Source organism: Paenibacillus lautus NBRC 15380 (genome assembly GCF_004000945.1).
GTDB lineage: Bacteria > Bacillota > Bacilli > Paenibacillales > Paenibacillaceae > Paenibacillus_AQ > Paenibacillus_AQ lautus.
Window position 1 is genome coordinate 40,337 of sequence record NZ_BIMF01000023.1, and the last position, 26,354, is coordinate 66,690.

The window sequence follows — 26,354 nt, forward strand, 5'->3', positions numbered from 1 at the left end:
ATGAATCTATTTACGCTCAAGCGGCTTCTTCCATAGTCCAAGCAGCATGCCTGATATCACCGCGCCAATGAGAACGGCCAGCAAGAACAGAAGCGCATGATTGGCCAGAGCGGCAACAAAGATCCCCCCGTGGGGCGCAGGCACGTTGATGCTCCACAGCTGCGTCAACCCGCCGGCAACCGCAGAGCCGAGGATACAGGATGTCAGCACGCGCAGCGGATCGGCTGCGGCAAACGGGATCGCGCCCTCCGTTATGAAGGAAAGACCCATCACGTAGTTGGTCACGCCGGATTTGCGTTCCTGCTCCGTGAATTTGTGCTTGAAAAACGTCGTTGCCAGCGCAATGGCGAGCGGAGGAACCATCCCGCCGGCCATGACCGCAGCCATCATGGCCCCGTTCGTGTTGCCGCTGGATGTAAAGACGCCGATCGCAAATGCATAAGCCGCTTTATTGAAGGGACCGCCCATGTCAATCGACATCATCCCGCCCAGAATAAGACCGAGAATCACAGCGTTGCCGGTACCCAGATTGTTCAGAATATCAATCAGACCGAGATTGATCCAGCTGAAGAACGGATCGAACAAGTAGAACATGATCGTCCCAGTGACAAGAAGACCGACAACCGGATACAGCAGAATCGGCTTTAAGCCGTCAAGCGCTCTTGGCAGGCCGGCAAACACTTTGCGCAGCAGGATCACCACATAACCCGCCAAGAAACCTGCCGCAAGCCCGCCAAGGAATCCCGAATTTGAATTGAGGGCCATCAGGCCTCCGACCATGCCGGGCATCAATGCCGGGCGATCGCCTATGCTCAGCGCAATGAATCCCGCCAGAACCGGAATCAGGAAGTGGAAGGCGCCGTCTCCTCCGCCAATCGTCTGCAGCAGCTGGAAGAGGGGATGATTTTCTCCTGCGAGCTGCTCGATCAGGAAGGAGATGGCCAGAAGAATGCCGCCCCCTACGACGAATGGCAGCATATGTGAAATACCATTCATCAGATCCTTGTACACTTTCGTGCCTATGCTGCCCTTCTCCGCGCCTTTCGCCTGCGGCTCACCGCCGCCTTCGCTGCGGTAGATCGGCGCATCGCCGCTCATCGCCTTACGAATCAGCTCCTCTGATTTGCGGATACCGTCGCTGACAGGTCGCTGGAGCACAGGCTTTCCGTTAAAGCGGGCCATCTCCACGTTTTTGTCAGCGGCAATGATGACGCCTGCCGCCCTGCGGATATCCTCTTCCGTTAACACGTTTTGCGCACCTTCCGAGCCATTGGTCTCCACCCGGATTTCGACGCCCATCTCCTGAGCTTTCTTCTTCAGGGCGTCTTCAGCCATAAACGTGTGGGCAATGCCGGTCGGGCACGCCGTGACGGCAACCACAAATGCAGTAGAAGTTCCTGCAGAAACATTCCGTTGGTCAGATTCGGGAGCGCCGCCGGACTCCTGACGGTTGTTCTCGGCTTCTTTTTGTGCAGCTTCCCTTTTTTTAGCCGCTTCCCTCTCAGCTTTGGCGGCTTCTTCTACCGCCTGCTTGGAATCGAATAAAGCCGTTACCTCCTCGGGCGTCTTCGCATCCATCAATTGGTCGATGAATTCTGTATCGATCAACAGCCGCGATAACGCTGCAAGGGTACGAAGATGCGTATTTCCCGCTCCCTCCGGGGCAGCGATCATGAAAAACACATACGCCGACTCTCCGTCCAGCGCTTCGAAATCCACGCCCCCACTGCTCTTGGCAAACACGACGGTCGGTTCATTAACCGCTTTCGTCTTCGCATGCGGCATCGCAATGCCGCCCCCGATCCCCGTACTGGATTCGGCTTCACGCTTCAGAATCATTTCTTTGAACAAGACCGGATCGTTGATCCGCCCGCTTGCAGCCAGGCTTGCGATCAGTTCATCAATAGCTGCCTCCTTCGTGACCGCCTTCAGGTCCATGATCATCGTTTCTTGTATCATTAAATCCGTAATTTTCATGCTGGTTCACACTCCCTTGATATCATCGTGATGACAACCACGCCATAGCCGCACCATAACGCGTGATTCGATGTAAAGCGACTTACCACTCCGTGATCATAACCTGCGGAAGAAGTCGCTCAATCGTCTCCCGCACAGCCAAATCGTCCGAGAACGCCGTCGCGCTTCCCGAGGCGACCCCTGTCCGGAATGCCTCGATCGGGTCCTTGCCCATCGCAAGCGTACCGACGAATCCGGCAATCATCGAATCGCCGGCCCCGACGGAATTACGGACTGTACCTGACGGTACGCTCGCGTGATATACCCGATCGGTCGTGATGAACAGCGCACCTTCGCCGGCCATGGAGATAAGGACATGCTGTGCTCCTTGCTCGAGCAGCTTTCGGCCGTACTCCACAAGCTTCTCGCTTGAGTCGATCACGACGCCGAATAATTCGGCCAGTTCGTGATGATTCGGCTTAACGAGGAGCGGCTTCCAGGCTAAAGCCTTCATCAGCGCCTCTCCGGTGGTGTCCATCACGAATTCGGCGCCGCTCTTCCGGCACGCTTCGATAAGACGGCCATAGAAGTCAGGTCCCAGCGAAGGCGGAACGCTGCCGGACAACACAACGATATCCCCTGCTTGAAGCTGCGACAGTCTATGAAGCAGCTCTTTCGTTTCTTCCTCGCAGATGATAGGACCCAGGCCGTTAATCTCGGTCTCTTCGCCATGCTTAAGTTTGACGTTGATGCGGGTATCGTCCGCGATATTTACGAAATCGGTGCGGATTCCTTCCTTGCCCAGCATCTCGTCTATATAACGACCGGTGAATCCGCCCAGGAAACCGATGGCCGTATTATCAGCTCCAAGCTGGTTCAGCACCCGCGATACATTAATTCCTTTACCGCCCGGAAACTTCATGTCCCGGGTCATTCTGTTCAAACCGCCAAGCTCGATATGCTCAACTTCCACGATGTAATCGATGGAAGGATTCAGTGTAACTGTATATATCATCATGATCCCTCAATTATTTTGGTTTTCTGTGAAATGGCCTTCTTCCATGATTCCGGCAAGGGCTCTGTAATCAGCGTCGCTTCGTTCAGATCCAACAATTTGGCGAAGGAAACCTCACCTATTTTGCTTGAATCCGCAAGGACATAACTGGAGGCGGACAGCTGGTGGGCGCGCCGCTTAATCAAGGCTTCTTCCGGATCGGGCGTGGTGTAACCCATCTCTACATCCACACCGTTCGTGCCCAGAAAGCAGCGGTCAAAGCGGAAGTTGTCCATATTTTGCAGCGCGATGCTGCCGATGACGGCTTTGGTATGAATTTTCATCATGCCGCCCAGTAGATAACTTTTGATTCGCTTGCTGACCAGCGCTTCGATATGGGATAAACCGTTCGTAACAACCGTGACATCCTTCGCGTCGATGAACGGTATCATCGCCAGTGTGGTCGTTCCCGCATCGAGGTAAATGCTTTCTCCATCTTCCACCTGTGCTGCCGCTAAACGGGCAACGACATTTTTTTGTTGAATGTTTTTGAACGTTTTTTCCTCAATTCCAGGTTCCTGTATCTTAGGGCTCGGCAGAGCCGCTCCGCCATGAATGCGCTTTAATAATTGACGTTCTTCAAGGTCGATCAAATCACGCCTAACTGTTGATTCCGAAGCTTCAAGGAGTTCAACCAATTCCTGCAACTTCACGACGCCGCGTTCTTGCAAGCGCTCTAAAATGATTCGGTATCTTTCTTCCGTCAGCATAATCGAATCCCCCCCTCAAAGCATATACTACCATAATCATTCCAAAAAACAATCTAAAACTTTCAAAATCATTCATAATCATTCAGGAAAGCTATGAATCATTTACCATATCGCATCATTTCCATTCGGCATTTTTTGCTTGTTCATGACAGTTTACCCATTATCAAGCCGGCAAGTGTCGAAACATCACATAAACGTTTGTAACCTGCCACCTCTACACTATATACTGGTAAATAGGAAACTCTCACAGTATAGAAGAGGTGACATGAATGGACCAATTGAAAGAAGCCTATGAGCGAATGGGTCTGCCGGAGGATGCAACCAAGGAACAGCTCGACGACCGGTATACGCTGCTCATGCGCCAAACCCGCTCACATCAAAGGCGGGAGCCGGACCGGGTGGAGGAGATCGAAGCCGAGTTTGCCGAAATCACCAAAGCCTATAAATTCATCCTTGAAGAAGAGAACCGTAAAGCTTTGGAAGAGATGAATCAGAAACGGTACGGCAAATATAAAAGGTTTGCCGGGACAGCGGAGAAAACCGATCATTTCTTCCGTTATTATAAATTTCATGTGCTCGGCGGAATTGCTCTAGTCGGCGTACTCATTTATATCGTGATTAGCATTTTCAACCATCAGGCCGAGAAAGAACGGCTGGCCAATCTACCCCCGGTTGATCTGGAAGTCATGTTCCTCGGATCTTATATGAATCAGGATGGAGGACAGGACCTCAAGCCGATCGAAGACGCGATTCTGGCGCAATTCCCCGATTGGAAACGCGTAACCGTTAACATTAACTATGTACCGCCTCTGGATTCCAACAATCCGCAGGATGCAGCCATGCTGCAAAAGGCACTGCTTGTCCTGTCCACCGAGCGACCGGACCTGTACATTATGGATCAGACCGCCTTTGATTGGATTGGCAATCAAGGGATGGTACGTCCGCTCGAAGCGGAGGTTGAAGGCGAGCTGAAGGAACTGCTCACACCGGAGATGCTGGTCAAGGGAAAAAATGAGGAAGACGGTTCGGAGCATGTGTATGCCGTGGATATTATGGGCAGCCCGCTTGGCGAAGAACTGCCTGTCCTTAAGAAAGAAATGTTTGCGGGCATCCGTGAGGGTACGGAACGGGACGCAAATGCATTGCGCTTTATTAAGCAATATTTGGAGACGTCCAAGTAACAATGAATGCGCCCATCGAATATGAATAACAAAACAGCCTCGCTGTCTAGCCATATGGCCAAACAGCGGAGGCTGTTTTTATATGCATTATTGATTAACGATCGAGCTCAAAGATGTAAAGGCATGCGTGGCAAATCCCTCGGAAGGTTCACGGTGAGGGTTATTTACACGGAAAATATAACCCTGTCCGTCAATCTCATCCACAATGTACATCTTGGTCAGGCTCTCGCCTTCGCCTATCATATATACGGACGCATCCTCCATGCCCTTATGCTTCTCATGGTCGTCAGCTTCACGAACTTTACCTGTCTCGGCAAGCTCTTTCTCCGCTTCCAGCTTGAGTTCATCCCCGTTATAATCCGAAGGCAGCTTCGTAATCTCGACATAATAATCTGGATCCACATTCATGGTCAGCTTGTTGGTCTTTGCATCAAAGGAAAAGATATCAAATATATAGAGCGCGTAGCCGTCACCCTGGGCCAGTTTAGCTGTTTTGGTCTCTTTCATGCCCTCCAGCTCAAGTTCAAAATCTTTGGTTGCAGGCAGCTGCGCGTTCTCTGAATCCGTGCCACCGCCTCCCTCTTCCACCGTCAGCTTGGTGAGGATCAGCTGTTTCAATTCTTCTTCGCCCTCAATGGGCTGCTCCCAATACTCATACGAGACGGACTCATCTCCCTGAAGCTTGGATATGACTTGGTCCATACCTTCGCCCAGCCGGAACGCGGTAGGGCCATCTGCTGTTTCAATTTCAACGGAATTGTTATCGATTTGACCTACATAGGTACCGGTTCCCTGCTTGATCTCGACCTTCGGCTCTTCGACGGGTTCAGCCGGTTCCTTGACATCATCCTCTACCGGATTCGGATCAACTGGCGGCTGAGAAGTCGGGTCTTCGCCGCCGCATGCCGTAATTGCCATGAGCAGCATAGCTGCGGCAGCTGCTGCGATGATTTTGCTCAAATGCTTTCGCTTTGCCATAAAACCACCTCCATTATAATTAACGGGAAACCTATGGAATATGTTGCACAATCACCGCCTTTTTGGAGTATGCTCACAGCACTCGCCCCAAAACGACAAGAGCATTCCCTTTTCTCATCAAACAAGGTATTCTAGTAGTACAAGATTCAATTAGTTGATAAAGGGAGATGTTCATGTCTGGTAAAATTAGAATTTTTGCTGACAGTACTTGCGACTTACCACCTTCATGGATAGAAGAATATAATATCGGCATCGTTCCGCTCTACGTCGTATTCGGAGAACAATCCTTTCGCGACGGAGTCGACATTACGCCGGAACAGCTATACGCCAAAGTCGATCAGATCGGCAGCCTTCCCAAAACAGCGGCACCTTCTCCGTCCGACTTCATTGCGGCCTTCACGCCTTCTATTGAGCAAGGCGAGGATATCCTGTTCCTTAGCATTTCGTCAGAGCTTTCTTCCACATACCAAAATGCGTTGATAGCCGCAGGGGAGCTGCCCGAGGGCCGGGTTACCGTGTTTGATTCACGCAATCTTTCCTCTGGTATCGGACTGCTTGTTATGAAGGCTGTTTACGCGGCCAATGAAGGTTCATCCATACCGCAAATTGTGGAGCTATTAAGCCGTACCGTAAATGAAGTGGAATGCGAATTCGTTGTCGATACGCTGGATTACTTGTATAAAGGCGGACGCTGTTCCGGCATGCAAAACATCATTGGCAGCCTGCTGAAAATCCGTCCGGTTATCAAAGTTGTGGACGGCGGTATGATTCCCGCTTACAAGGTACGCGGCAAAAAAGAGAAGGCACTGGAGCAAATGATCCAGAATGCGCTGACTCAAGTGGATAAGATGGACAATGATTTGATCGTTGTTGTACATACCATGGCCGAAGAGGAAGCCCGCTTCCTGCAGAAGGAGCTGCAGGAGAAAACAGGCGCACGGCAGGTTAGCATTTCTACGGCGGGCTGCGTCATTTGCAGCCACTGCGGTCCTCAAACCGTCGGACTCATGTATACCAAGAAGCCTTCATAATATCCTTCTTTCGAAAAAGACAGTCCTGCCATGTAACGTTCTGCCGCAGGACTGTTTTTCTGTACTCAAGCCTGCCCACCGGGCGCTTAGGACCTTATTACACGGGCTGACTATTGGCTAAACATGTCATCCTAGACTAAAGTCTAGGTGAAACATTCCCCGAAGGACCGAGGACATCCCCATCCATTGCATGGTATTCTTGGATTAATCAATCTACAAAAGGAAAGGAACGAAGTTTGTATGACGAAACGTACAATCTTGGCACCGCTGCTCATCCTGCTCGGCGCATACTTGCTCTTAAACCAAGGCGGATCGGTAGGCGCCGGTTCCATCTTCGCCACATTCTGGCCTACCTTGTTCGTGATCCCGTTAGGCCTGTTTTTTCACTGGATGTACTTCTCGCTGGTTGGACGACAGGGCATCGGACTGTTGATACCGGGCGGCATTCTGCTCACAGCCGGTATTGTCAGCCAAATCGCTTCCTTGTTCGACTCATGGGGTTCAATGTGGCCCGGCTTTATCCTGGCCGTTGCAGCAGGGCTGTTCGAGTTTTACTGGTTCGGATCGCGTAACAAGTGGCTGCTCATCCCGATTAACATTCTGACCGTATTGTCGCTGCTGTTCTTCGTGGTATTCTCTATCGGACCCGTGCTGAATTACCTGTCCGTCGTGCAGCCTGTTATTGCCGTGCTGCTTGTGCTTGGCGGAGCTTGGCTGATGCTCGGACGGAAGAGACACGGTTAAGCATCCGCTGCGCCAAACCGTTAACAACGCATAAAGGCACTCCAAAGGTTGGCTAACCTTTGGAGTGCCTTTATGTTATAGATGCCCTGCATATGCATCAAGAAGATGCAGCGGCAGCCAAGGTTTCACTGCTTTGAAACAGATGATGAACGCTGCGGATATAACGGACAGTTCTAGTGCCGGAGTACATCATGACGGAATGCGTTTCGGCCCGCTGACCCGGCATATACTTCACGCCGCGCAGGAAATCGCCAGCCGTCACGCCGGTTGCCACGAATAATACGCCTTCGCGGCCTACCATATCCTCCATCGTCAGCAGCTGCTCGGGATGCTCCAACCCCATGTCCTGGCATCTGATGAAATCCTCCGGTGTCTCCGGTATAAGCCGTCCCTGGATTTCTCCGCCCAGGCATTTCAAAGCGGCGGCGGCGAGAACGCCTTCCGGAGCTCCTCCAGAGCCCACATAGAGATCGACCTCACTGTCCGTGCAGGTCTCGATCGCACCCATGACATCCCCGTGGCTCAGCAGCTTGATCCTTACCCCGGACTCTCGCAAAGCCTTAATCATCGCGCTGTGTCGCTCACGATCGAGAATGGATACCGTCATCTCCGACAGCGGTTTTGATAAGATCTCCGATGCTTTTCGAAGGGTTACTTCAATCGGATCATTCAAACTCAGCTGACCCGCAAGCTCGGGTCCAACCGCGAGCTTATGCATGTAGATATCGGGCGCATGCAGAAGGGTGCCTCGGGGAGCTGCGGCTATTACGGACAACGCGTTGTTCAGCCCGTTTGCCACCGTTTCCGTTCCTTCGAGCGGATCCACCGCCACGTCCATCTTCGGACCTTGGCGGTTCCCAACGCGCTCTCCAATATAGAGCATGGGCGCTTCATCCATCTCGCCTTCCCCTATGACAACGACCCCATCCATCGCTGCGGAATCAAAATGCTTGCGCATGGCAACCGTCGCGGCTTCATCAGCACTGTTCTTGTCACCTCTTCCTGTCCACCGGGCGGATTGCAGCGCCGCTTCCTCCGTCACTCTTACAAGCTCCAATGCTAATGAACTCTCCATGAATGAATCCCTCCTTCTGCTTTTTTCCTTACCGGTGCAGCTTATTTCAGATAATTCATAATCAGTCCTGCGGATTCCTCAATCGCCTTATCCGTGACGTCAATGACCGGACATCCGAGCTCCGCATACAGCGACAGGGCATAATCCAACTCCTCCTGTATCCGCTCAAGGGCTGCATACTGCACCTGATGCGGCAGTCCCATGACCTTTAAGCGCTCGCTGCGGATTTTGAGCAGATGCTCCGGCTCAATCGTAAGTCCGATAATTGTGCCGTTCGTTACTTCTCTAAGCTGCGATGGGGGCGACATCTCCGGCACAATCGGAAAATTGACCGTTTTGTAGCCTTTATGAGCGAGGAACATCGATAGCGGCGTCTTGGAAATTCGGGATACGCCCAGCAATATGATGTCCGCCTTCAAAATGGCGCTAACGTCCTTGCCATCGTCATATTGGACAGCGAATTCCATCGCGTCGACCCTCCGGAAATAGCTGTCGTCCAAGCGGTGCAGCAGTCCCGGCAGTCGTTTGGGATAGTCGTTGAACGTATCGGCAAATGCCTGCATCATCGGCCCCATAATATCCACCGTACGAATGTTGAGCCGCACAGCTTCCTCCCGCATGACCTCGCGAAGCTCCGGCTGCACAAGCGTGTAGGCCACAAAGCCTCCGCGCCGCGCCACCTCCTCCATCAATTCGGTCAATTCATCCTCGTCGCGAACGTTCATATAACGTTTAATCTCTGTATTCGGAAGCTCGAACTGGCGTAATGTAGCTTGCACAACCGCTTCAGCCGTCTCCCCAATGGAGTCCGAACAGATTGCAATGAAATGAGTTAATGCCTGATTCATCCGATTCCTCCCATTATTCCTCGGCTACCATGTCGAGCAGCATTTTGATAATATTCGTTTTTGTAATCCGACCCACAACCTTCCAGTGTTCCCCCGGCTTCCCCGTGGTGGATGGAACAACAACCGGCAGGCTATCGATTTGATGATTGATGATTTTTCGTGCGGCATCCAGTACCGTATCTTCCGGCTGCACCGTTGTCACGTTAGCCCGGCGGGTCATGATCAGGCTTACCGGCATGGAGGATGCCGTCGGGTTCCCAAGCGTTACCTTAAGCAGATCCTTGCGGGACACAATCCCGGCCAGATGGCCGTCGGCATCGGTAACGATTAGATTCCCCACGTTCTCCAGAAACAAGGATACAACGGCTTCATGGATCGTCGTGGTCTCACGCACAATAACCGGAACACCGTGCAGATCGCCAACCTTCATTTTGAGAAGGCGAAACTTCTCCTCCCGGTCGCGCGTACCCCGCTTTCCCAGAAAGTACCCCACCTTGGGCTTGGCATCAATATAATCCAGAACCACCAGTTTGGATAAATCGGTACGAAGGGTGGCTCGGCTGACATTCAGCATCTCCGCAATCTGATCTCCTGTAATGGGTGCATGTTTTTTTACGATATCGACGATATCCTGCTGCCTTGTCGTCAGTTCGATAGTGATCCCTCCTGCGTGCATTTCCTCTACTTGCCGATATAATACGTCATATATAATATATATGCAACATATTTTCGTTCAAAAATGCATAATTAGGTATCAATCATTTTTTTAACCCCTATCAGAAAAGGTTATAAATCCACATAAATCCACTAAAAAAAGCATGCTTCAGGAGGATTCCTCCCGATAAGCATGCTTTGTTTACATTCGATCTAACCATCACCGCCGTTTAATCTTGAGGGTCTGTGCCTTTGCACTCCCCTTTTCCGCAATACCCATAAATGATCTTCACTCCGTCGGTTGGAATCGTATCCACCATTTCATCACATCTGGAGCATATAATCAGGCCCCATTCCTCGTTCGCCTTGCCTTTCGCTGCCTCCGGACTTGTTAACGCTTTCATAACATTTCCTCCTCATGTTTTTTCACTTTGCTGCAAGGCAGTTTACGCTTTGTTATCAAAGGGGGTAACTCGATTCTCCACATCATGCCAAAGACCGCTAACCAACCGTTTCGTTTCCCACATCCCTTTATTTTGCACTATATTCTTAATGTATTGGGTAAGAAATGAAGATATGAGTAAATCATGATTAATGTAACAAAAAACATGTTAAGTAATATGTATGTCATCATGTTTCCTGTGAGGATAAGGGGATGGGGATACCCTTAATTTGGCATGATATGATAATATATACTTCAGATTTATAGAAATCGACATTATAGACGGAGGGTTTGGATTGAAGAACACATGGCAGCTCATTAAGAAAGGAAATACCTCATCCGCCATTGCGGCACTGGGCAACACGGGATTGGCCATAATCAAGGGGATTGCGGCGTCTGTCAGCGGCAGCGGTACGATGTTTGCATCCGCCATGCACTCGGTGGCCGATGCCGTAAACCAGGGGTTTGTATTCGTAGGCAGCGTGCTGGCCGAGCGGAAGCCGACCAAGAAGTTCCCCACCGGATTCGGCAGGGTCATTAATCTGGTCTGCATGGTCGCGGTGATCGTGGTTACCATCATGGCCTACGAAACGATACTGAAAGGCTTCAAGCTGTTAAAACATCCGGAAGAAGCCACGAATTTCTGGCTTAATTTCATTGTGCTGGCCATTGCCGTTATCATTGATGGCTCCATTCTGATGAAAGCCATGAAAGAGATTATGAAGGAAACCCACGTTCAAGCATCCGGCCTTGCCCTGCTGCCAGCGGCTTTCAAAAATGCCGGCCGCGCTGCCCCGCCTACACGGCTTGTGTTCTATGAAGACATCGTCGCTACGCTGGGCGCCCTCTTTGCTCTGGTTGCCATTATATTCGCACATTTCTTCAACTTCCTCATCCTGGATGGAATCGCCACGATCCTCATCGGCTGTCTGATGGTAGGCGTCGCCTTTAAGGTTGGATATGACAATATGGTCGGCTTAATCGGCGTCGCCGCTCCGAATGAAGTGGAAGAGAAGATCTCCCAGATCATTCTCGGCGATCCGGATGTCCGCGATATCAATCGTCTTCGCATCCTGCAGGAAGGACGGAACTATCATGTGGAGGCCTACATTGAGCTGAAGAAAGGGATGACCCTGGCCGAGGCAGGCCATTCCAAAATGAGAATCAATGCCCTGCTGACCCAGGATCCAAACATCTCGGATGTGACCTTGGGCATCCTGGAGGACGATGGAATCAAGCTTTGGAATCCGAGCGAGAATCTGGATAACTAAACGGGAAAGAGGCATGCCTCAGAGTCCGATGGACCTTTAGGTACGCCTCTTTTTTCATACGACTCTTACTGATTGCGCTTCAGGAATTCGACCATCCGCGCATAAGCGATTTTTTCGTTGGCCTTCTTCGTAATGCCATGTCCCTCGTCTTCAAACACGAGATACTCTACGTCACGGCCCTTCGCCCTCAAGGCTTCCACGATTTGGTCAGATTCCTCTTTGACGACACGCGGATCGTTAGCCCCCTGGATGATCAGCATCGGGTTCACCATCTCATCCAGGTATGTAATCGGCGAATCCTTGATAAAGCGATCTTTATCCCGTTCCGGATCGCCTATCCAGCGCTCCATAATCGGCTTCCAGTGCTCCGGTACCGAATTGTAGAAGGTAAACAGGTTGCTGACGCCAACAATATCAATGGCCGCTTTGAAATACTCCGGATTACGCCCTGCCAGCAGCAGGGTCATATAACCGCCGTAACTTCCGCCTATCACGAAAAGCTTCTCACGGCTCGAGATGCCTTGCTCAAACAGCCAATCCATGCCAGCCAAGCAGTCCTTGCGCGGTCCCTCGCCCCAATCCTGCTCCACCAATTTCACGAAGGAGCTGCCGTAACCCGTGCTTCCCCGGAAGTTCGGGCAGAAGATGTGATACCCTTTGGCCAGGATATACTGGAACATGGAGCGGAACTGCTTGCGCTCCGAGGCTTGCGGGCCGCCATGCGGCCAAAATACCGTATAACCGTTCGCCACGTGATCTTTGGCGCGGAACAGGAGCGCTTCAATCTCCATGCCGTCAAAAGATGGATACGTCACAACCTCCGGTGTCACCATGTCCTCGTCGGTTAATCCTGTCAGGACGTTTTTTGTGATCATGCTCCATGAGCCGCCTGCGAAACGGTAAATGTTAAGCGGCTTCACCGCACCGCGGGCGAGCATGTACAGATTGCCGGACTTTGTCACGTTCAACTGCTCCACGATGTCCGATGGGAGAGGAATGGCAGTTAACTCACCACTGTCGAGCGAATAGGCATACAGTCGATCCTCCACCCCTTTTTCCGTGACAATGTAGAGGGTCCGTGAATCCTTATGGTAGCGCAGGTGCTGAATGCTCTCCCGGTCGATGCGGCACAGCGGTTCAAACTTCTGCTGAGGAATGTCGTAAGTGGCTACATATGAAAATTCCGATTCATAATCCGTTGCGAAGATGACCTGGTCATTGCCGGCAAACAGCACATCCCCCGAAATATGCACCTGTTCCGGCGACGGCGTCAAGCACAGCGGCTCTTCGCCCTCTCGCTTCACGTAACTAACATAGTAGGTGTTGGCATACACTTTCGTATACGCGATGGTTCTCTCGTCGGGGCTCACAGCACACATCTCGGTCGACGTCACCTCGCCTTCATGCAGCAAATGATCCTCCTTGGTGTCCAGATGATATACCCGCGAATTCAGGAAGGACGGATTCCCCTTCGACGTGACGTAATACAGTCGCTTGCCGTCCTCTGACAGATGCACAAAATAATGTTTGTCATCCGTATTAGCACCTTCGAACAGAGGCATCGGCTCGCCACCATTCCAGGGCAGCGCATGAAACTGATAATTCTCATTCCCGTCACGGTCAAACGCCGTTAAGATATGTCGCCCTTCCGGGTCCAGCTTGATAAAGCTTGCGATCTGGTCATTGTATGTAAGCGGATAAGGGTAAGACGTCTGCCCTTCTAACTCCATGGCCCATAAATTGAATTTTCCGTTTAGACTGCTGCTGAATACAAGCCGTGACTCGTCTGGACTGATTCCGAAGCTACGAATGCCATAAGTTTGAAAAAATTGCTCCACATCGGGTTTAGGAAATTCGATCATTCATTTGCCTCCCTGACCTCATCTTATTATCCATCGGTAAATAAATGGAGAAGTTTGCCAAACCGCTGGATTATTCCCATTATAACGCAAAGCATCCTGAGGGTCACCGTTACATGGTCGGGCAGCTTGCTAAGTCTGCAGACCGAGAGGATGTACAATTTTTGACAGAGGCCTGTATATATTCCCGGCGTCCCCTCGTCTGCCCGCATATCTGCAGCAAGATCCCATATAAATGATAAGAACCATGTTTTTAATGACGAAGGGGGGATTCTCGTGCACCAAGACGAGATCGCGGAACTGGAACGTTCCATTGCGGAGATTACCGAGATCGCTACAGGCTTTGGCCTTGATTTTTACCCTATGCGATATGAGATCTGCCCGGCAGACATCATATACACCTTCGGCGCCTACGGCATGCCTACCCGGTTCAGCCACTGGAGCTTCGGAAAAACCTTCAATAAAATGAAGATGCAGTACGACTTCGGCCTTAGCAAGATCTACGAGCTCGTGATCAACTCCAATCCGTGTTATGCGTTTCTCCTGGACGGCAACTCCCTGATTCAGAATAAACTCATTGTCGCCCATGTCCTTGCACACTGCGATTTCTTTAAAAACAACGCCCGCTTCTCCGTCTCCAACCGCAATATGGTCGAGAGCATGTCGGCTACTGCCGAGCGCATCTCCCGCTATGAAATTGAGCATGGCACGGAGGCGGTTGAGCAATTTATCGACGCGGTGTTGGCGATTCAAGAGCATGTGGATCCGCATATCGTGAGGCCCGATAAACTGGATAAGCAGCGGTACACCGCACGGCGGATGCAGGAGCAGAAGGAGGAAGCCAAGCGGCAAAAGCCTCCCGGCCGGTACGACGATTTATGGGATATGGACGAAGACGGCGAAGACAAAGCCGACAAATCGCCAGCAGCACCCAAACGCTTCCCGCCCGAGCCGGAGAAAGATATCATGTGGTTTATTCAGGAGCACTCCGACATTCTGGAGGATTGGCAGCGGGACATTATGAGCATGCTGCGGGAGGAGATGCTGTACTTCTGGCCGCAGATGGAAACCAAAATCATGAACGAAGGCTGGGCTTCGTACTGGCATCAGCGTATTCTGCGGGAGATGGACCTGACCAGCGAGGAAACGGTGGAATTCGCCAAGCTTAATGCCTCGGTTGTGCAGCCGTCGCGCCACAGCCTGAACCCCTACTACCTTGGGCTGAAAATCTTCGAGGATATCGAACGCCGCTGGGATCGGGATAAAATGTTTGATGTCCGTGAATATGACTCTGATATCTCCTTCCTGCGCAATTATTTGACAAAGGAATTGGTGGAGGATCTGGACCTCTATGTCTTTGAGAAAAAAGGACCGGAGTGGAAAATCACCGACAAGGCGTGGGAAAATATCCGCGATCAGCTGGTCGTCTCCCGCGTAAACGGCGGCTCGCCGTTTCTCGTGGTGACCGATGGCGATCATCTCCGCTCCGGCGAGCTGATGATCAAGCATCTGTACGAGGGCATTGAGCTTGACCTGAAATATATGGAGCGCACCATTCCCTATGTTTACCGGCTCTGGGGCAAACCCGTGCATCTGCACAGCATGATCGAGGGCAAACCGATCCTGTTCTCCTATGACGGCAAGAAGCTGCATCGGCGATTTATTTAACCACGCTTGAAGGACAATATGGCGCCATATAACAGCAGCACCCGCGAAGGGTAAGTTTCCTCTTTCGCGGGTGCTGCTGTTCGTTTACATATGGGCACACATCATCTGTTCACTCTCGGATCCCTGTTATACACTTACCTTCTCGGATACGTTTCCCTCCAGGACATCGTGCTTCTGAACATCATATTCATGTTGAAGTGATTCCAAATCATCGGCCAGCTTTTCCATCATTTTCACAAAAGCAGCCAATTCCTGCGAGCTTGCCGCCTGATTACGTGCGTTCATGGACGTTTTTTCCGATTCCTGTTCTACAAGACCCAGCTTGCGAATAATGCCGCTAACCTTGTCCTGAATCTCATCCATCGCCTTCTTGGAGTTGGTGGCCAGCTTTCGAACTTCACCGGCAACCACCTCGAAGCCTCTGCCTAACTCCCCGGCATGAGCAGCCTCAATCGCCGCATTCAGACCGAGCAAGTGGCTCTGATCCGAGATTTCCCTGATCAAGCTGCCCATCTGCTCAATATGTAGAATTTCCTCGCCCAGCTCGGAAGTCAGCGAATGCGCTTTATCCTGGGCTTCTGCTGTTTTGATTGCATTGTCTGCCATTAAGGCTGCGCTTTGATCCAGCTCCACGATCATGGCAGTCAATTCTTGAACTGCATTTGTAATCGCTTCCAACATTCGTTGTTGATCCGATACCAAATGGTTTATCTTCTCTTTCTCTTTCATTTCGTAAGCTTCCAGGACGAGCTGGGAGTCCAAATTAAACATCTTGCTCAGCGCATGCACCACTTGGATCCACTGATCCGGTACGATTTGCTTCAGTAAATCGGTGGCAATGTCCAGATAAACCATGTAACTTCCAAGATAATAATCTGTTTTCAGGCCGATTCTGGAGTGAACTTGTCCGATCTTAATCCGTTCGGCAATATAAGCATCGTCCACTCTCCCTCCCGCAAGCGACATCCAGTATACCCGCTGGGTCTCCTTAAGCCGCTCCACGGTCGAGGTACGCTCGATGATCTGCATCAGGTGCGGCTGCGTCCCGATCTGCGCGTAAAACCGGTTAACAACCTCTTCAACTACCTTCGCAAACACGTCACGATGATTGGCCAGCAGCTCCAACCCTTGTTCATCCAATCCGATATACTCCAACTGTTGGCGTCTTTTCGGGGAAACATCAATCATTTCGAAAAATCCACTCCTAAATAGCGTGATCCATATCACAGGTTCAAGTACTTAGGGTCCATTATAGACTATATTTACCATCCAGACATAATGCTAAAGTCCTAATTGTGTGTATATTTGCACCGACAAACCGGGCCATTTCATCCCAAAACATGAGAAACCACCCTAATTGAACTGCACCTCCAATGTTAGATGGTGTCTAACAATTGGGGTGGTTCAAATTCACAGGTGGTTTCTCATGGCATTCCATTCTTCTATTCGTTATTACCGATTCAACAGACTGCCCACATAACGCAGCAGCTCGTTCGCGCATACCGGGCAGTACCCATGCTCCTCGATCAGTCTGGAGCTAACCTCGTTGATCCGTTTCAACTGCACGGCATCCGGCGTTTTGGTCGAGGTCGTAATCTTGACGATATCCTTCAGGTCGGTGAACAGCTTCTTCTCAATCGCCTCGCGCAGGCGCTCATGATTGTTATACTCGAACTTTTTGCCCTTCCGGGAATAAGCCGAGATGCGGATCATGATTTCCTCCCGGAAAGCCTTCTTTGCGTTTTCCGAGACACCGATCTGCTCCTCGATCGAACGCATCAATCTTTCGTCCGGATCCATCTCCTCATCGGTTAACGGATCGCGGATTTTCGTCCAGTTGCAGAATGCCTCGATGTTATCCAAATAATTCTCGAACAGCGTTTTGGCCGACTCCTCAAAGGAATACACAAAGGCTTTCTGGACTTCCTTCTTCGCCAGATCATCATACTCCTTGCGTGCGGCAGCGATAAAATTCAGATAACGCTCCCGCTCTTCCTTGGCAATCGAAGCGTGCTGATCCAGCCCATCCTTAATCGCCCGCAGCATATCCAGCGCGTTAATGCACTGAAGATCCTGCTTAATCAAAGCACTGGATATCCGGTTAATGACATATCGCGGATCAATCCCGGACATGCCTTCTTCCAGATATTCATTCTGCATTTCTTTCAGGTCCGCTTCTTTATATCCTTCGACTTCCACACCGTCGTACATGCGCATCTTCTTGATCAGATCCATCCCTTGCTTCTTCGTTTCCTTCAGACGCGTCAAAACGGAGAATATCGCGGCAGAACGAAGCGCGTGCGGCGCGATATGGATATGCTTCATATCACTTTGGCCGATCAGCTTCGAGTAGATCTTCTCCTCGTCGCTGACTCTCAGATTATACGGAATCGGCATGACAATCATCCGGGATTGCAGCGCCTCATTTTTCTTATTGGCGATAAATGCTTTATACTCGGATTCGTTGGTGTGGGCAACGATCAGTTCATCCGCGCTAATCAGCGCAAACCGGCCCGCTTTAAAATTCCCTTCCTGGGTCAGGGAGAGCAAATTCCACAGAAATTTTTCGTCGCATTTCAGCATCTCCTGGAACTCCATCAAACCACGGTTGGCTTTGTTTAACTCGCCGTCAAAGCGGTAGGCCCGCGGATCCGACTCCGAGCCGTATTCCGTGATGGTGGAGAAATCGATGCTGCCGGTCAAATCGGCAATATCCTGCGACTTGGGATCCGATGGACTGAACGTACCGATGCCGACCCGGTTCTCCTCGGAAATTAATATCCGCTCGACTTCAACCTTTTCGATATCTCCGCCGTATTCGGTCTTTAAGCGAAGCTGGCAGGCCGGGCACAAATTCCCCTCGATTCGGACGCCGAGCTCCTTCTCGATTTCCGGTCTGAGCTCCAGCGGAATCAAATGCAGCGGCTCTTCCTGCATCGGGCAGCCGGCGATCGCGTATACCGCTCCCCGGTCGGTACGGGAATGCTTCTCCAGGCCGCGCTTCAGCAGCGTGACCAGCGTGGATTTCCCGCCGCTGACGGGCCCCATAAGCAGCAGTATGCGCTTGCGTACATCCAGTCTGCGGGCCGCGGAATGGAAATATTCCTCAACGAGTTTCTCAACAGCTCGGTCGAGACCGAAGATTTCCTGTTCAAAAAACTTATATTTTTTCTGGCCCCCGCTCTCTTCGAAACCGTAGGATTCGATCATGTCATATACACGGGCATGTGCCGTCATGGCTGGAGAGGGATCCTTCTTAAGTATTTCAATGTATTCCCTGAATGTGCCGCTCCACGCCAAACGGTCGCCTTCTGCCCGATACGATGCTATGCGTTCGAAAATATCCATTTCGCTACCTCCTATGAGTCTGTTTATGGGGATTGGCTTCCATTCCACAGCGTCATTAGAAAACATTCCATTTTCGAAAAAGTGTATTACATACCTATGCGACTTACTTGGAATAGTTGACCTTATTTTCGAAGTCATGCGCATGCAATTTTATCTAACCACCGGTCCATTCTACACTCGGGTACGTCACGCGAGCCGTCCCCATGCTATACTGAAATTACATTAACTTGACATTAAGCATCTTTCGAATAAAAGGAGAGTCATCATGGCGATAAAGCATGAAGCCGAGCTGTACGCTCCCCTGAAGGCCTTTTTTGAATTGAACGGTTATGAAGTGAAAGGCGAAGTGCGCCATTGTGATCTTGTCGGCATGAAAGAGGGCGCCGATGAACCGCTGATTGTGGAACTGAAAAAAACATTCAATCTGGCTCTTTTGCTCCAGGGCATCGAACGTTTGAAGCTGACCCCGTACGTTTACCTTGCCGTCGAGAAGAGCCGGGCGAAGAAAGGAGCCGTCAATCAGCGCTGGTCGGAGCTGACGGGGCTCTGCGGACGTTTGGGACTTGGACTCATTACGGTCACCTTTTACAAAACCAAAGCGCCCTTCGTCGAGGTGCTCTGTGAGCCGGAGATGGCCGTGCAGAAGGGACGGACCGCCATCAGGCGCAAGGAACGCCTGTTGTATGAATTTCGTGAGCGCAGCGGCGATTACAACACGGGCGGGGTGACGAGGGCCAAGCTGGTTACCGCTTATCGCGAGAAGACGCTGCGCGTTGCTGCTGCCATGAATGCGGCGGAAGCGGAGCAGCTGGGCTCGCGCGAACTCCCGGAGGGTCATGAGCTGCAAGAAGGAACTGCCCCTGCGGTGCTCACCGGCATTTCTCCGGCGGCTGTGCGGGATCGAAGCGGCGTGGGATCGGCGGCTGACATTCTGCAGCGCAATTACTACGGCTGGTTCCGTCGGGTGAGCCGCGGACGCTACGTGCTGACGCCGGCCGGCGTACAGGCCCTGGCAGATTATGCTTCCGTAGTGAAATCATAGATTTTATACGCAGACCCTCAAACAAGCAAACATTCGCCCATGAAAAAAAGCTGCTGATTCTATTCCGAACCTGAAATCAGGCTCAATCAGCAGCTTTGCTATGTTATACACGATTTCGCTAAAAGAAACGTTCCATGTCTAATTCCGGGCTGTAAATTCCATCACGGCTTCGCTGATGAGATTCATGCCGAGCAGCAGCTCATCCCGCCCCGGATGCGTAAAATTCAGCCGGATACACTCACGGGTGCGATCTGCTGCCGAGCACATCGAGCCTGGCAGGAATGCGGCTCCTTTTAATAGAGCGGCTCTTAAGAGGCTATCCCCATTCAAGCCCGGAGGCAGCTGTACCCAGAGAAACATCCCCCCGGGAGGCACCGCATACTTCGAATCCTTCCATGCGCTGCGTTTCAGCAGCTCCACCATCAGCTTGAGCCTCGTTGCGTATTCCCGATTGAGCATGGCGATATGATCTTCCAGCTTAAAATGCTTCGATTCCAGCAGATGATGCAGCATCCGCTGGTTCAGCATGCTGGATTGCCAGTCGGCCATCTGCTTCACAGCCGTCATCATCTCAATCAAGCGCCGGTTCCCGGCAGCCCATCCCGTACGCAGCGCCGGCGCTACGGTTTTACTGAACGAGCCAACATACAGAACATGTCCTCCCTGCGGCTCCTCAAGTGAGAAGATGGAAGGAATTCGGGGCTTCGGATTCTTGGCGTCCGCAAAATAAAGATCGCCGTAAGAATCATCCTCCACGATAAGAAGTCCATGTGAGATACACAGCTCCAGCACCTGCTTGCGCCGTTCCAAACTCCACATCACGCCTGTGGGATTGGTAAAATTGGGCGCAGCCATCAGCAGCTTCGGCTTATGCTGCCGGATCATGGCCTCAAGATGCTCCGGCAGCATCCCGTCTTGATCTCCCTCCACAGGCACGATGACGGCACCTTGGAGACGCAGCACCTGGAGCAGTCCCGGTGAGGTTGGATTCTCCACCAGCACCGGATCGCCTGGGTCCACATACACCCGGACCAGCAAATCGATGGCCTGCTGGGTGCCCGTTGTCAGCAGAATATGCTGGGGCTGAACGCTCAGGCCTTTACGCCTGGAAAAGTCCTCGCTCAGCCACTCGCGCAGCGGTCCATAGCCTTCTGCCTCACCGTACTGCAGGGCGAGCGGGTCCTCGGAGAGCACCGATGTCGCCGCTTCTGCCAGTGAATGCAAAGGAAATAACTCTTCGGCCGGCAGCTCTTCTGCCAAGGAAATAAAAGAATCCCGCTTCGCAAGTTCCCTGATATCGCGCAGCGGGGATGACAAAAGGGTCTGTGCACGGGAAGCAAAGGAATACTGCATGGAAGTCCCTCCTCTAACCGTTATCAAAACCTCGGTTTTGTATTCAGGAGCCTCTTAACAACCTCTAAAAGGTATTCCTGATATGTATATATTATACCTTAATCCTGCATTAGGCATATATTTGCCTGCCTTGGCGGGTATACAGCGCATACTTCTCGATCGCCTGCGCACGGGTGGATACCCCGAGCTTCACATAAATTTTGCGGAGGTAATTGTCAATCGAGCGGCGGCTTACCTGAATTTCCATGGCGATTTTGTCGTATGTAATGCCCTGGACGATCCGTTCCATTATAAAAGCCTCCGTCTCGGAGAGCTGGAGTCCGCCTTCGTTCATTGCAGAGGCCGTTAACGGCCAGATGCCTTGCCTTACCCAGTCGAGCGGCAGCGAGGCAACGCCTTCCCGGAGTCCGGTAATCATATGTATGAGCTGAAATGTGGATGCCTGCTTGGACAATAGGCCGCTAGCACCGCGGCTGACCAAGGATTGCAGCAAAGAAAGGCCATCATTGTCGGTCATAATGACGACATGGGTCTTCGGGGACAGCTGCTTCATCTGCTCCAACACGGCTTCCGAGGTATGTTCCGACAAATGATAATCCAATAGTACCAAGTCAGGAAGCAAATCTCCGACCATTCGAAGCCCTTCTGAATCCGAGGATGTCATTCCCTCCACGAGCAGATCCTGCTGCTCTTCCAAAATCAATTTTGTTCCCAGCATGCTTGTAGGTTGACTGCCGACGATAACTACCCGCCAAACCTGATTCATTTTCTAATAGACCTCCTGTATCAACAATCTTGAATCTCTAGTATCTCTATTAAGTAAGCGCCGTCAATTTCTTACATATCCGGTATTGCGAATCCTCGTTGTTTGCAGATATGGATAGACGCAATTCGGAGCCGTTATTCGTATAGAAAAAAGGTTAATTAATCCTATAGGCGCAGGGCCTTTGACGGTATACATGGCGAATGTCTTATATGTATCCTATTTGATAATCAAATCTATACAGATTGTATCCCACTCTATCTTTCTAGGCAATCTATTTTTCATAAAAACAAGTGCTATTGGTTCGTCTTTGCGAAAGTAATTCTGACATGTTAGAATGAAATTTGGAAAAAATGATAGTTTTTGAGGGGTGATGAAATGCCAATGCTGGAGCAGGAACACAATACCCCCTATAAATCCCGTGAGGAAATGCAGCAAAAGGGGCCATCCACCAAATGGTTCTGGGTATTTTGGATTGTTCTCATCGGGCTGGGTACCACCGCAGCCTACCTATATAGCAATCACTTGAAGGAGCAAGTCGTGGTGCAGCTGCAGCAGGATACGCGCCAGGAGATGGCGTCATTCAAAGCAGAGTACGACCAAAGGTTTAACGAGCTGGTTCAGGAAATGGACGAAATGCAGAGCAAGGTTCAGTCGTTTAATGAGCTGCTGACCTTTACCAAGGATCAGGCTAGCGGCAAAACAGACAACAGCAACAAGCTGTACAGTCAACTAAGCCAAGTTGAGAAACAGCTGAAAGAGCTGGAACGCAAGATGGAGCTGCTGAAGTGAGAAAACTGAAGTATATCCGTCCCAAGCAGTTAAACCGTACGTTTATGCTGGCCATTGCACCTTTTATCGGAGTGCTGCTGTGTATGTGGTTAATCACGGAACCGCCGCGTCTGTCGCACGAAACCGCGGAGTACATACCATCCGGCAGCATATCGGAACAGTCGGCCGTTATTAAACAGGATTTGGATCAAGCTGCCGTCTCTGCGGAGCAGACGATAACCTCCATTGAAAAAACGGCCAAGCTCTATCGGCAGACAACCGCCACGGTAGGAGCCATTCTGCAAACAGCGGAATCGCAAGCCGCGCGCCCGGAGCAAATCTATAATCGCCGGATCACAACCAAACTGGGCGTCCCTATTGAAACGGTCAACAGTGACCGGATTCGAATTGAGTTGTACAAGATCAATCCCGGCACCTATCACGGATATGCGATGAAGGTCAAACTGAAGGACCCTTCCGCGATGAAAATGTCGCTTGGGAGCGAAAGCGGCAGACCCGGGTCCGTCGAAACCACCATGCGTGCCGTAAGCCGGCATGGTGCGGTTGCGGGAATTAATGCCGGTGGATACGCTGACGGGAACGGGGGCAGACATCCGCTGAGCACGACCTATTATGATGGCAAGTACGTCTCGGGGTTTCAACCGAGCTTTAAGGATCTTGCCTTTGTCGGCATGAGCAAATCCGGCAAGCTGATCGGTGGCAAGTTCTACAGCCAGAGCGAGCTTGACCGGCTTGATCCTATGTTCGGTGCTACCTTTGTACCCGTGCTGCTCAAAAACGGCAGCAAAACGACAATACCCGAGAAATGGAGAACAACTCCCGGCCGGGCACCGCGTACCGTCATCGGCAATTACAAGGACGATCAGCTGCTCATCCTGGTTACCGAAGGATATGATGAGAAGGGCAAATCGGGAGCCACGCTGCAGGAGCTGCAGAACAAGCTTAAAAAGCTGGGCGTGATCGACGCTTATAATCTGGATGGCGGCGGGTCCGCATCCCTAATCCTAAACGGCCGCGTCGTGAACAAACCGTCGGACGGAAGTCTGCGCCCGGTACCTACGCACTTCTTATTTTTCAAATGATAGAATCGGCCCTCATATTCTCGTTTATTTTTTGGCTCAAGGTGGTTATAATAAGGTTAGCTTAGCAGGAGGTGGCAAGAATGTCGTTCTCATTAACATTTTGGATCGTCATGCTCGTATTCGCCCTTTATATGGTTGGCATTTGGACCGCGGCATACAATGATGATAAAACCAAAGGCCTGTAAGGCGTCTCCCTCGTATATCGGGGGAGTTTTATTTTTTTGAGGGACAAAAAAGGCACCGCTCATTAGCGATGCGCAAAAAGTAATTCGTGTGAGGTACTAGGCATGTTTTGGAAGCTGCTGCATTTCGGACATGCATTGTGAACAGATATAGCGTTCTTTAAACTCGCTTACTCCGTCCATAGAACCACAGAAGACGCATTTCGGACGATAGCGCTCCAATATAATATGGTCCCCCTGTACAAGAATTTCTACGGGATCCCCCTCGTTCATTTGATATCTCTTGCGTAGAGACTTAGGCAGAACGATTCTTCCCAGCTGATCAACTTTACGAACAACACCAGCAGGTTTCATAACGATTGTACACCTCTTTCATTTTCAACAAGTGATTTCTGACACCACAGTTCAGAACTGATAACAAGGGCCTAGTATAATAGTTCGATAAAAAGTTGTCGAATCCTGCTGGAAATTAAGAATTTCTTAGTTTTTTTCAATATCAACTAGGTATACTGGATGATTTTCCCGAAAAAACTCAATGTTTTGCAAAATTTATTCCATACCCGGGAAATCTAATTGACGTAATGCTTCATACACCATAATCGCTGCGGAGTTGGACAGATTCAACGAACGCACCTTATCCGTCATCGGCATGCGAATACAATGCTCGCTATTCGCGGCTAGCAGCTCCGGAGGCAGTCCCTTGGTTTCTTTGCCAAACACCAAAAAATCTCCGTCTTGATATTCGATATCCATATAACGCTTGGTTGCCTTCGTTGTGGCGTAGAAATAGCGTCCTTCGGGATAGAGTGCCTGCAGCTCCTCAAAGGAATCATGATATTCAATATGTACGGCATACCAGTAATCCAGCCCGGCCCGTTTCAAGGTTTTGTCATCGGTATTAAAGCCGAGCGGACGGACCAGGTGCAGATGTGTGCCCGTTGCGGCGCAAGTTCTGGCGATATTGCCCGTATTGGCTGGAATTTCCGGTTCGACTAGTACGATGTGTAATGCCATGTTGATAAGTCCACCTTTTCATCTGTTTTATTTTTATTATAACCGATTCCCTCCCGATTTCCCGGGATATCCAGAAATAACCTTCCGCCAAACCGGCGGAAGGTTATCATTGTGTAATCTTGTATAATATTAGCTGTGACTATTCTTAAACTGCTGCATGAATTCTACCAGCGCCTGAGCGCTCTCATACGGAACGGCGTTATAGACCGAAGCCCGCAAACCGCCGACGCTGCGATGACCCTTCAAGCCGACAAAGCCTGCTTGTTCCGAAGCCTTCACGAATTCCTTCTCCAGCTCCTCAGAGGCAAGACGGAACGTAATGTTCATATCGGAACGCACCGCTGCATTCACGCATCCGCGGTAGAAGCCTTCGCTGTTATCGATGGCATCATAGATGAGCGCGGCTTTCTTGCGATTCATCTCTTGAACGCCTTGCAGTCCGCCCTTCTCCTCAATCCACTTCAGCACTTCGTTGATCATATAGATGCCAAAAGACGGCGGCGTATTGTACAGCGAGTTATTTTTCAAATACGTATTGTAACGGAGCATAGTCGGCAGATGTTTAGGAGAATCTGTAATCATATCCTCTCTGACGATCACAACGGCAACGCCGGACGGCCCCAAGTTCTTCTGGGCACCCGCATAGACCATCGCGAATTGGTTCAAATCGAACGGACGGCTGAGGATATCGCTCGACATATCACAGATAAGCGGCACCGAACCGGTATCCGGGAATTCCTTAAACTGCGTGCCTTCGATCGTTTCATTGGAAGTAAGATGGAGGTAAGCTGCATGATCCGACAGCTTGATGTCTTCAAGACTAGGCAGAGCCATGTACTTGCTCTCCTCAGAAGAGGCTGCCACATGAGTTTCGCCGATCAGCTTGGCTTCTTTAATCGCCTTGTCAGACCAGCTTCCCGTCATTACATAGTTCGCAACCTGGTCTTGTCCCAAGAAGTTCATCGGAATCATCGCAAATTGTGTGCTTGCACCGCCTTGAATGAACAACACCTTGTAGCCGGATGGATTTCCCAGCAGGGACAGCAGGCGCGCCTGCGCTTCGTTATGAACGGCTTCATATACAGCACCGCGATGAGACATTTCCATGATTGACATGCCGGTATCCCCGTAATTGACGAATTCGGCCTGGGCGCGCTCCAACACTTCAAGCGGCAATGCGGCAGGTCCTGCGTTAAAATTGTATGCTCTCTTGCTCAAAAGACTCTCCACCCTTTCTCTACTATGAATGCTAATTAACGCTAATCATAGCAACAATCCCATAGACCTTCAAGTGTAATTATTCACAT

At 50.9% G+C, this 26,354-nt stretch carries 24 protein-coding genes; 8 read left to right on the plus strand and 16 right to left on the minus strand.

Going from position 1 to position 26,354, the window contains the following annotated elements; genetic code table 11:
* Positions 1 to 6: 6 nt before the first annotated feature.
* The 3 genes from PLA01S_RS27085 to PLA01S_RS27095 form a co-directional block, all read right to left on the minus strand.
* Positions 7 to 1,977, minus strand: a complete 1,971-nt coding sequence (locus PLA01S_RS27085) for a PTS fructose transporter subunit IIABC (RefSeq protein ID WP_127594908.1) — start codon at positions 1,975 to 1,977, stop codon at positions 7 to 9.
* A gap of 82 nt (positions 1,978 to 2,059) precedes the next feature.
* On the minus strand, positions 2,060 to 2,971 hold the full coding sequence (pfkB, locus tag PLA01S_RS27090; RefSeq protein ID WP_127594969.1) for a 1-phosphofructokinase: 912 nt from the start codon (positions 2,969 to 2,971) through the stop codon (positions 2,060 to 2,062).
* On the minus strand, positions 2,971 to 3,720 hold the full coding sequence (locus PLA01S_RS27095) for a DeoR/GlpR family DNA-binding transcription regulator (RefSeq protein WP_076324436.1): 750 nt from the start codon (positions 3,718 to 3,720) through the stop codon (positions 2,971 to 2,973). Before PLA01S_RS27095 ends, pfkB begins: the two co-directional genes overlap by 1 nt.
* Positions 3,721 to 3,989: 269 nt before the next feature.
* Here PLA01S_RS27095 and PLA01S_RS27100 point away from each other — a divergent pair, with 269 nt between their 5' ends.
* Positions 3,990 to 4,901, plus strand: coding sequence for a J domain-containing protein (locus PLA01S_RS27100; protein WP_127594910.1), 912 nt, complete (start codon positions 3,990 to 3,992; stop codon positions 4,899 to 4,901).
* An 87-nt stretch (positions 4,902 to 4,988) separates the two neighbouring features.
* Here PLA01S_RS27100 and PLA01S_RS27105 read toward each other — a convergent pair whose 3' ends face one another.
* Positions 4,989 to 5,879, minus strand: coding sequence for a DUF8580 domain-containing lipoprotein (locus PLA01S_RS27105; protein ID WP_127594912.1), 891 nt, complete (start codon positions 5,877 to 5,879; stop codon positions 4,989 to 4,991).
* 173 nt (positions 5,880 to 6,052) lie between these two features.
* Between PLA01S_RS27105 and PLA01S_RS27110 the strand changes: the two genes are divergently transcribed.
* Together PLA01S_RS27110 and PLA01S_RS27115 are read left to right on the plus strand one after the other, a co-directional pair.
* Positions 6,053 to 6,910 carry a DegV family protein gene (locus PLA01S_RS27110; RefSeq protein ID WP_127594914.1) on the plus strand — a complete coding sequence of 286 codons (858 nt, stop codon included), beginning with the start codon at positions 6,053 to 6,055 and terminating at the stop codon, positions 6,908 to 6,910.
* 240 nt (positions 6,911 to 7,150) lie between these two features.
* The gene (locus PLA01S_RS27115; RefSeq protein ID WP_076324440.1) at positions 7,151 to 7,654 is read left to right on the plus strand and encodes a hypothetical protein; all 504 of its coding nucleotides are present in this window, start codon (positions 7,151 to 7,153) and stop codon (positions 7,652 to 7,654) included.
* A 97-nt stretch (positions 7,655 to 7,751) separates the two neighbouring features.
* On the opposite strand, the gene glpX is transcribed toward PLA01S_RS27115, so the two are convergent.
* The 4 genes from glpX to PLA01S_RS27135 all read right to left on the minus strand — a co-directional run bounded on the left by glpX (position 7,752) and on the right by PLA01S_RS27135 (position 10,635).
* A complete protein-coding gene (gene glpX, locus PLA01S_RS27120) occupies positions 7,752 to 8,729 on the minus strand; it encodes a class II fructose-bisphosphatase (RefSeq protein WP_127594916.1) in 978 nt (325 codons plus the stop codon).
* A gap of 41 nt (positions 8,730 to 8,770) precedes the next feature.
* Positions 8,771 to 9,577, minus strand: a complete 807-nt coding sequence (locus tag PLA01S_RS27125) for a pyruvate, water dikinase regulatory protein (protein WP_100538911.1) — start codon at positions 9,575 to 9,577, stop codon at positions 8,771 to 8,773.
* A 13-nt stretch (positions 9,578 to 9,590) separates the two neighbouring features.
* Positions 9,591 to 10,253 carry a helix-turn-helix transcriptional regulator gene (locus PLA01S_RS27130; RefSeq protein ID WP_100538912.1) on the minus strand — a complete coding sequence of 221 codons (663 nt, stop codon included), beginning with the start codon at positions 10,251 to 10,253 and terminating at the stop codon, positions 9,591 to 9,593.
* A 208-nt stretch (positions 10,254 to 10,461) separates the two neighbouring features.
* The gene (locus tag PLA01S_RS27135) at positions 10,462 to 10,635 is read right to left on the minus strand and encodes a GapA-binding peptide SR1P (protein ID WP_100538913.1); all 174 of its coding nucleotides are present in this window, start codon (positions 10,633 to 10,635) and stop codon (positions 10,462 to 10,464) included.
* 334 nt (positions 10,636 to 10,969) lie between these two features.
* Between PLA01S_RS27135 and PLA01S_RS27140 the strand changes: the two genes are divergently transcribed.
* On the plus strand, positions 10,970 to 11,944 hold the full coding sequence (locus PLA01S_RS27140) for a cation diffusion facilitator family transporter (protein ID WP_127594918.1): 975 nt from the start codon (positions 10,970 to 10,972) through the stop codon (positions 11,942 to 11,944).
* A 65-nt stretch (positions 11,945 to 12,009) separates the two neighbouring features.
* Here the strand turns inward: PLA01S_RS27140 and PLA01S_RS27145 are convergent, their stop codons facing one another.
* Positions 12,010 to 13,806 (minus strand): S9 family peptidase, encoded by a 1,797-nt coding sequence (locus PLA01S_RS27145; RefSeq protein WP_127594919.1) that lies wholly within the window; start codon positions 13,804 to 13,806, stop codon positions 12,010 to 12,012.
* A gap of 273 nt (positions 13,807 to 14,079) precedes the next feature.
* Between PLA01S_RS27145 and PLA01S_RS27150 the strand changes: the two genes are divergently transcribed.
* Positions 14,080 to 15,471: a SpoVR family protein gene (locus tag PLA01S_RS27150; RefSeq protein ID WP_127594921.1), complete on the plus strand. Its 1,392-nt coding sequence runs from the start codon at positions 14,080 to 14,082 to the stop codon at positions 15,469 to 15,471.
* 126 nt (positions 15,472 to 15,597) lie between these two features.
* On the opposite strand, the gene PLA01S_RS32915 is transcribed toward PLA01S_RS27150, so the two are convergent.
* Together PLA01S_RS32915 and PLA01S_RS27160 are read right to left on the minus strand one after the other, a co-directional pair.
* Positions 15,598 to 16,659 (minus strand): globin-coupled sensor protein, encoded by a 1,062-nt coding sequence (locus PLA01S_RS32915; RefSeq protein WP_127594923.1) that lies wholly within the window; start codon positions 16,657 to 16,659, stop codon positions 15,598 to 15,600.
* Positions 16,660 to 16,923: 264 nt separating this feature from the next.
* Positions 16,924 to 18,819 (minus strand): PrkA family serine protein kinase, encoded by a 1,896-nt coding sequence (locus tag PLA01S_RS27160; protein WP_100538918.1) that lies wholly within the window; start codon positions 18,817 to 18,819, stop codon positions 16,924 to 16,926.
* Between the two features lie 265 nt (positions 18,820 to 19,084).
* On the opposite strand from PLA01S_RS27160, the gene PLA01S_RS27165 reads away from it, so the two are divergent.
* On the plus strand, positions 19,085 to 19,861 hold the full coding sequence (locus tag PLA01S_RS27165; RefSeq protein ID WP_127594925.1) for a DUF2161 family putative PD-(D/E)XK-type phosphodiesterase: 777 nt from the start codon (positions 19,085 to 19,087) through the stop codon (positions 19,859 to 19,861).
* Between the two features lie 138 nt (positions 19,862 to 19,999).
* Here PLA01S_RS27165 and PLA01S_RS27170 read toward each other — a convergent pair whose 3' ends face one another.
* Both PLA01S_RS27170 and PLA01S_RS27175 read right to left on the minus strand, forming a co-directional pair.
* On the minus strand, positions 20,000 to 21,214 hold the full coding sequence (locus PLA01S_RS27170) for an aminotransferase-like domain-containing protein (RefSeq protein ID WP_127594927.1): 1,215 nt from the start codon (positions 21,212 to 21,214) through the stop codon (positions 20,000 to 20,002).
* Between the two features lie 109 nt (positions 21,215 to 21,323).
* On the minus strand, positions 21,324 to 21,980 hold the full coding sequence (locus tag PLA01S_RS27175) for a DNA-binding response regulator (protein WP_127594929.1): 657 nt from the start codon (positions 21,978 to 21,980) through the stop codon (positions 21,324 to 21,326).
* A gap of 381 nt (positions 21,981 to 22,361) precedes the next feature.
* Between PLA01S_RS27175 and PLA01S_RS27180 the strand changes: the two genes are divergently transcribed.
* Both PLA01S_RS27180 and PLA01S_RS27185 read left to right on the plus strand, forming a co-directional pair.
* Entirely contained in the window at positions 22,362 to 22,769 is a 408-nt protein-coding gene (locus PLA01S_RS27180; RefSeq protein WP_127594971.1) for a hypothetical protein, read from the plus strand.
* Complete coding sequence (locus PLA01S_RS27185) at positions 22,766 to 23,851, plus strand: phosphodiester glycosidase family protein (protein WP_127594931.1); 1,086 nt, start codon at positions 22,766 to 22,768, stop codon at positions 23,849 to 23,851. The genes PLA01S_RS27180 and PLA01S_RS27185 overlap by 4 nt, the downstream gene beginning before the upstream one ends.
* Positions 23,852 to 24,132: 281 nt before the next feature.
* Here PLA01S_RS27185 and PLA01S_RS27190 read toward each other — a convergent pair whose 3' ends face one another.
* The 3 genes from PLA01S_RS27190 to serC form a co-directional block, all read right to left on the minus strand.
* Positions 24,133 to 24,387 carry an AbrB/MazE/SpoVT family DNA-binding domain-containing protein gene (locus tag PLA01S_RS27190; RefSeq protein ID WP_009595823.1) on the minus strand — a complete coding sequence of 85 codons (255 nt, stop codon included), beginning with the start codon at positions 24,385 to 24,387 and terminating at the stop codon, positions 24,133 to 24,135.
* A gap of 195 nt (positions 24,388 to 24,582) precedes the next feature.
* Complete coding sequence (trmL, locus tag PLA01S_RS27195) at positions 24,583 to 25,047, minus strand: tRNA (uridine(34)/cytosine(34)/5-carboxymethylaminomethyluridine(34)-2'-O)-methyltransferase TrmL (RefSeq protein ID WP_100538923.1); 465 nt, start codon at positions 25,045 to 25,047, stop codon at positions 24,583 to 24,585.
* 129 nt (positions 25,048 to 25,176) lie between these two features.
* Entirely contained in the window at positions 25,177 to 26,265 is a 1,089-nt protein-coding gene (gene serC, locus PLA01S_RS27200) for a 3-phosphoserine/phosphohydroxythreonine transaminase (protein WP_127594933.1), read from the minus strand.
* Between the last annotated feature and the right edge of the window lie 89 nt (positions 26,266 to 26,354).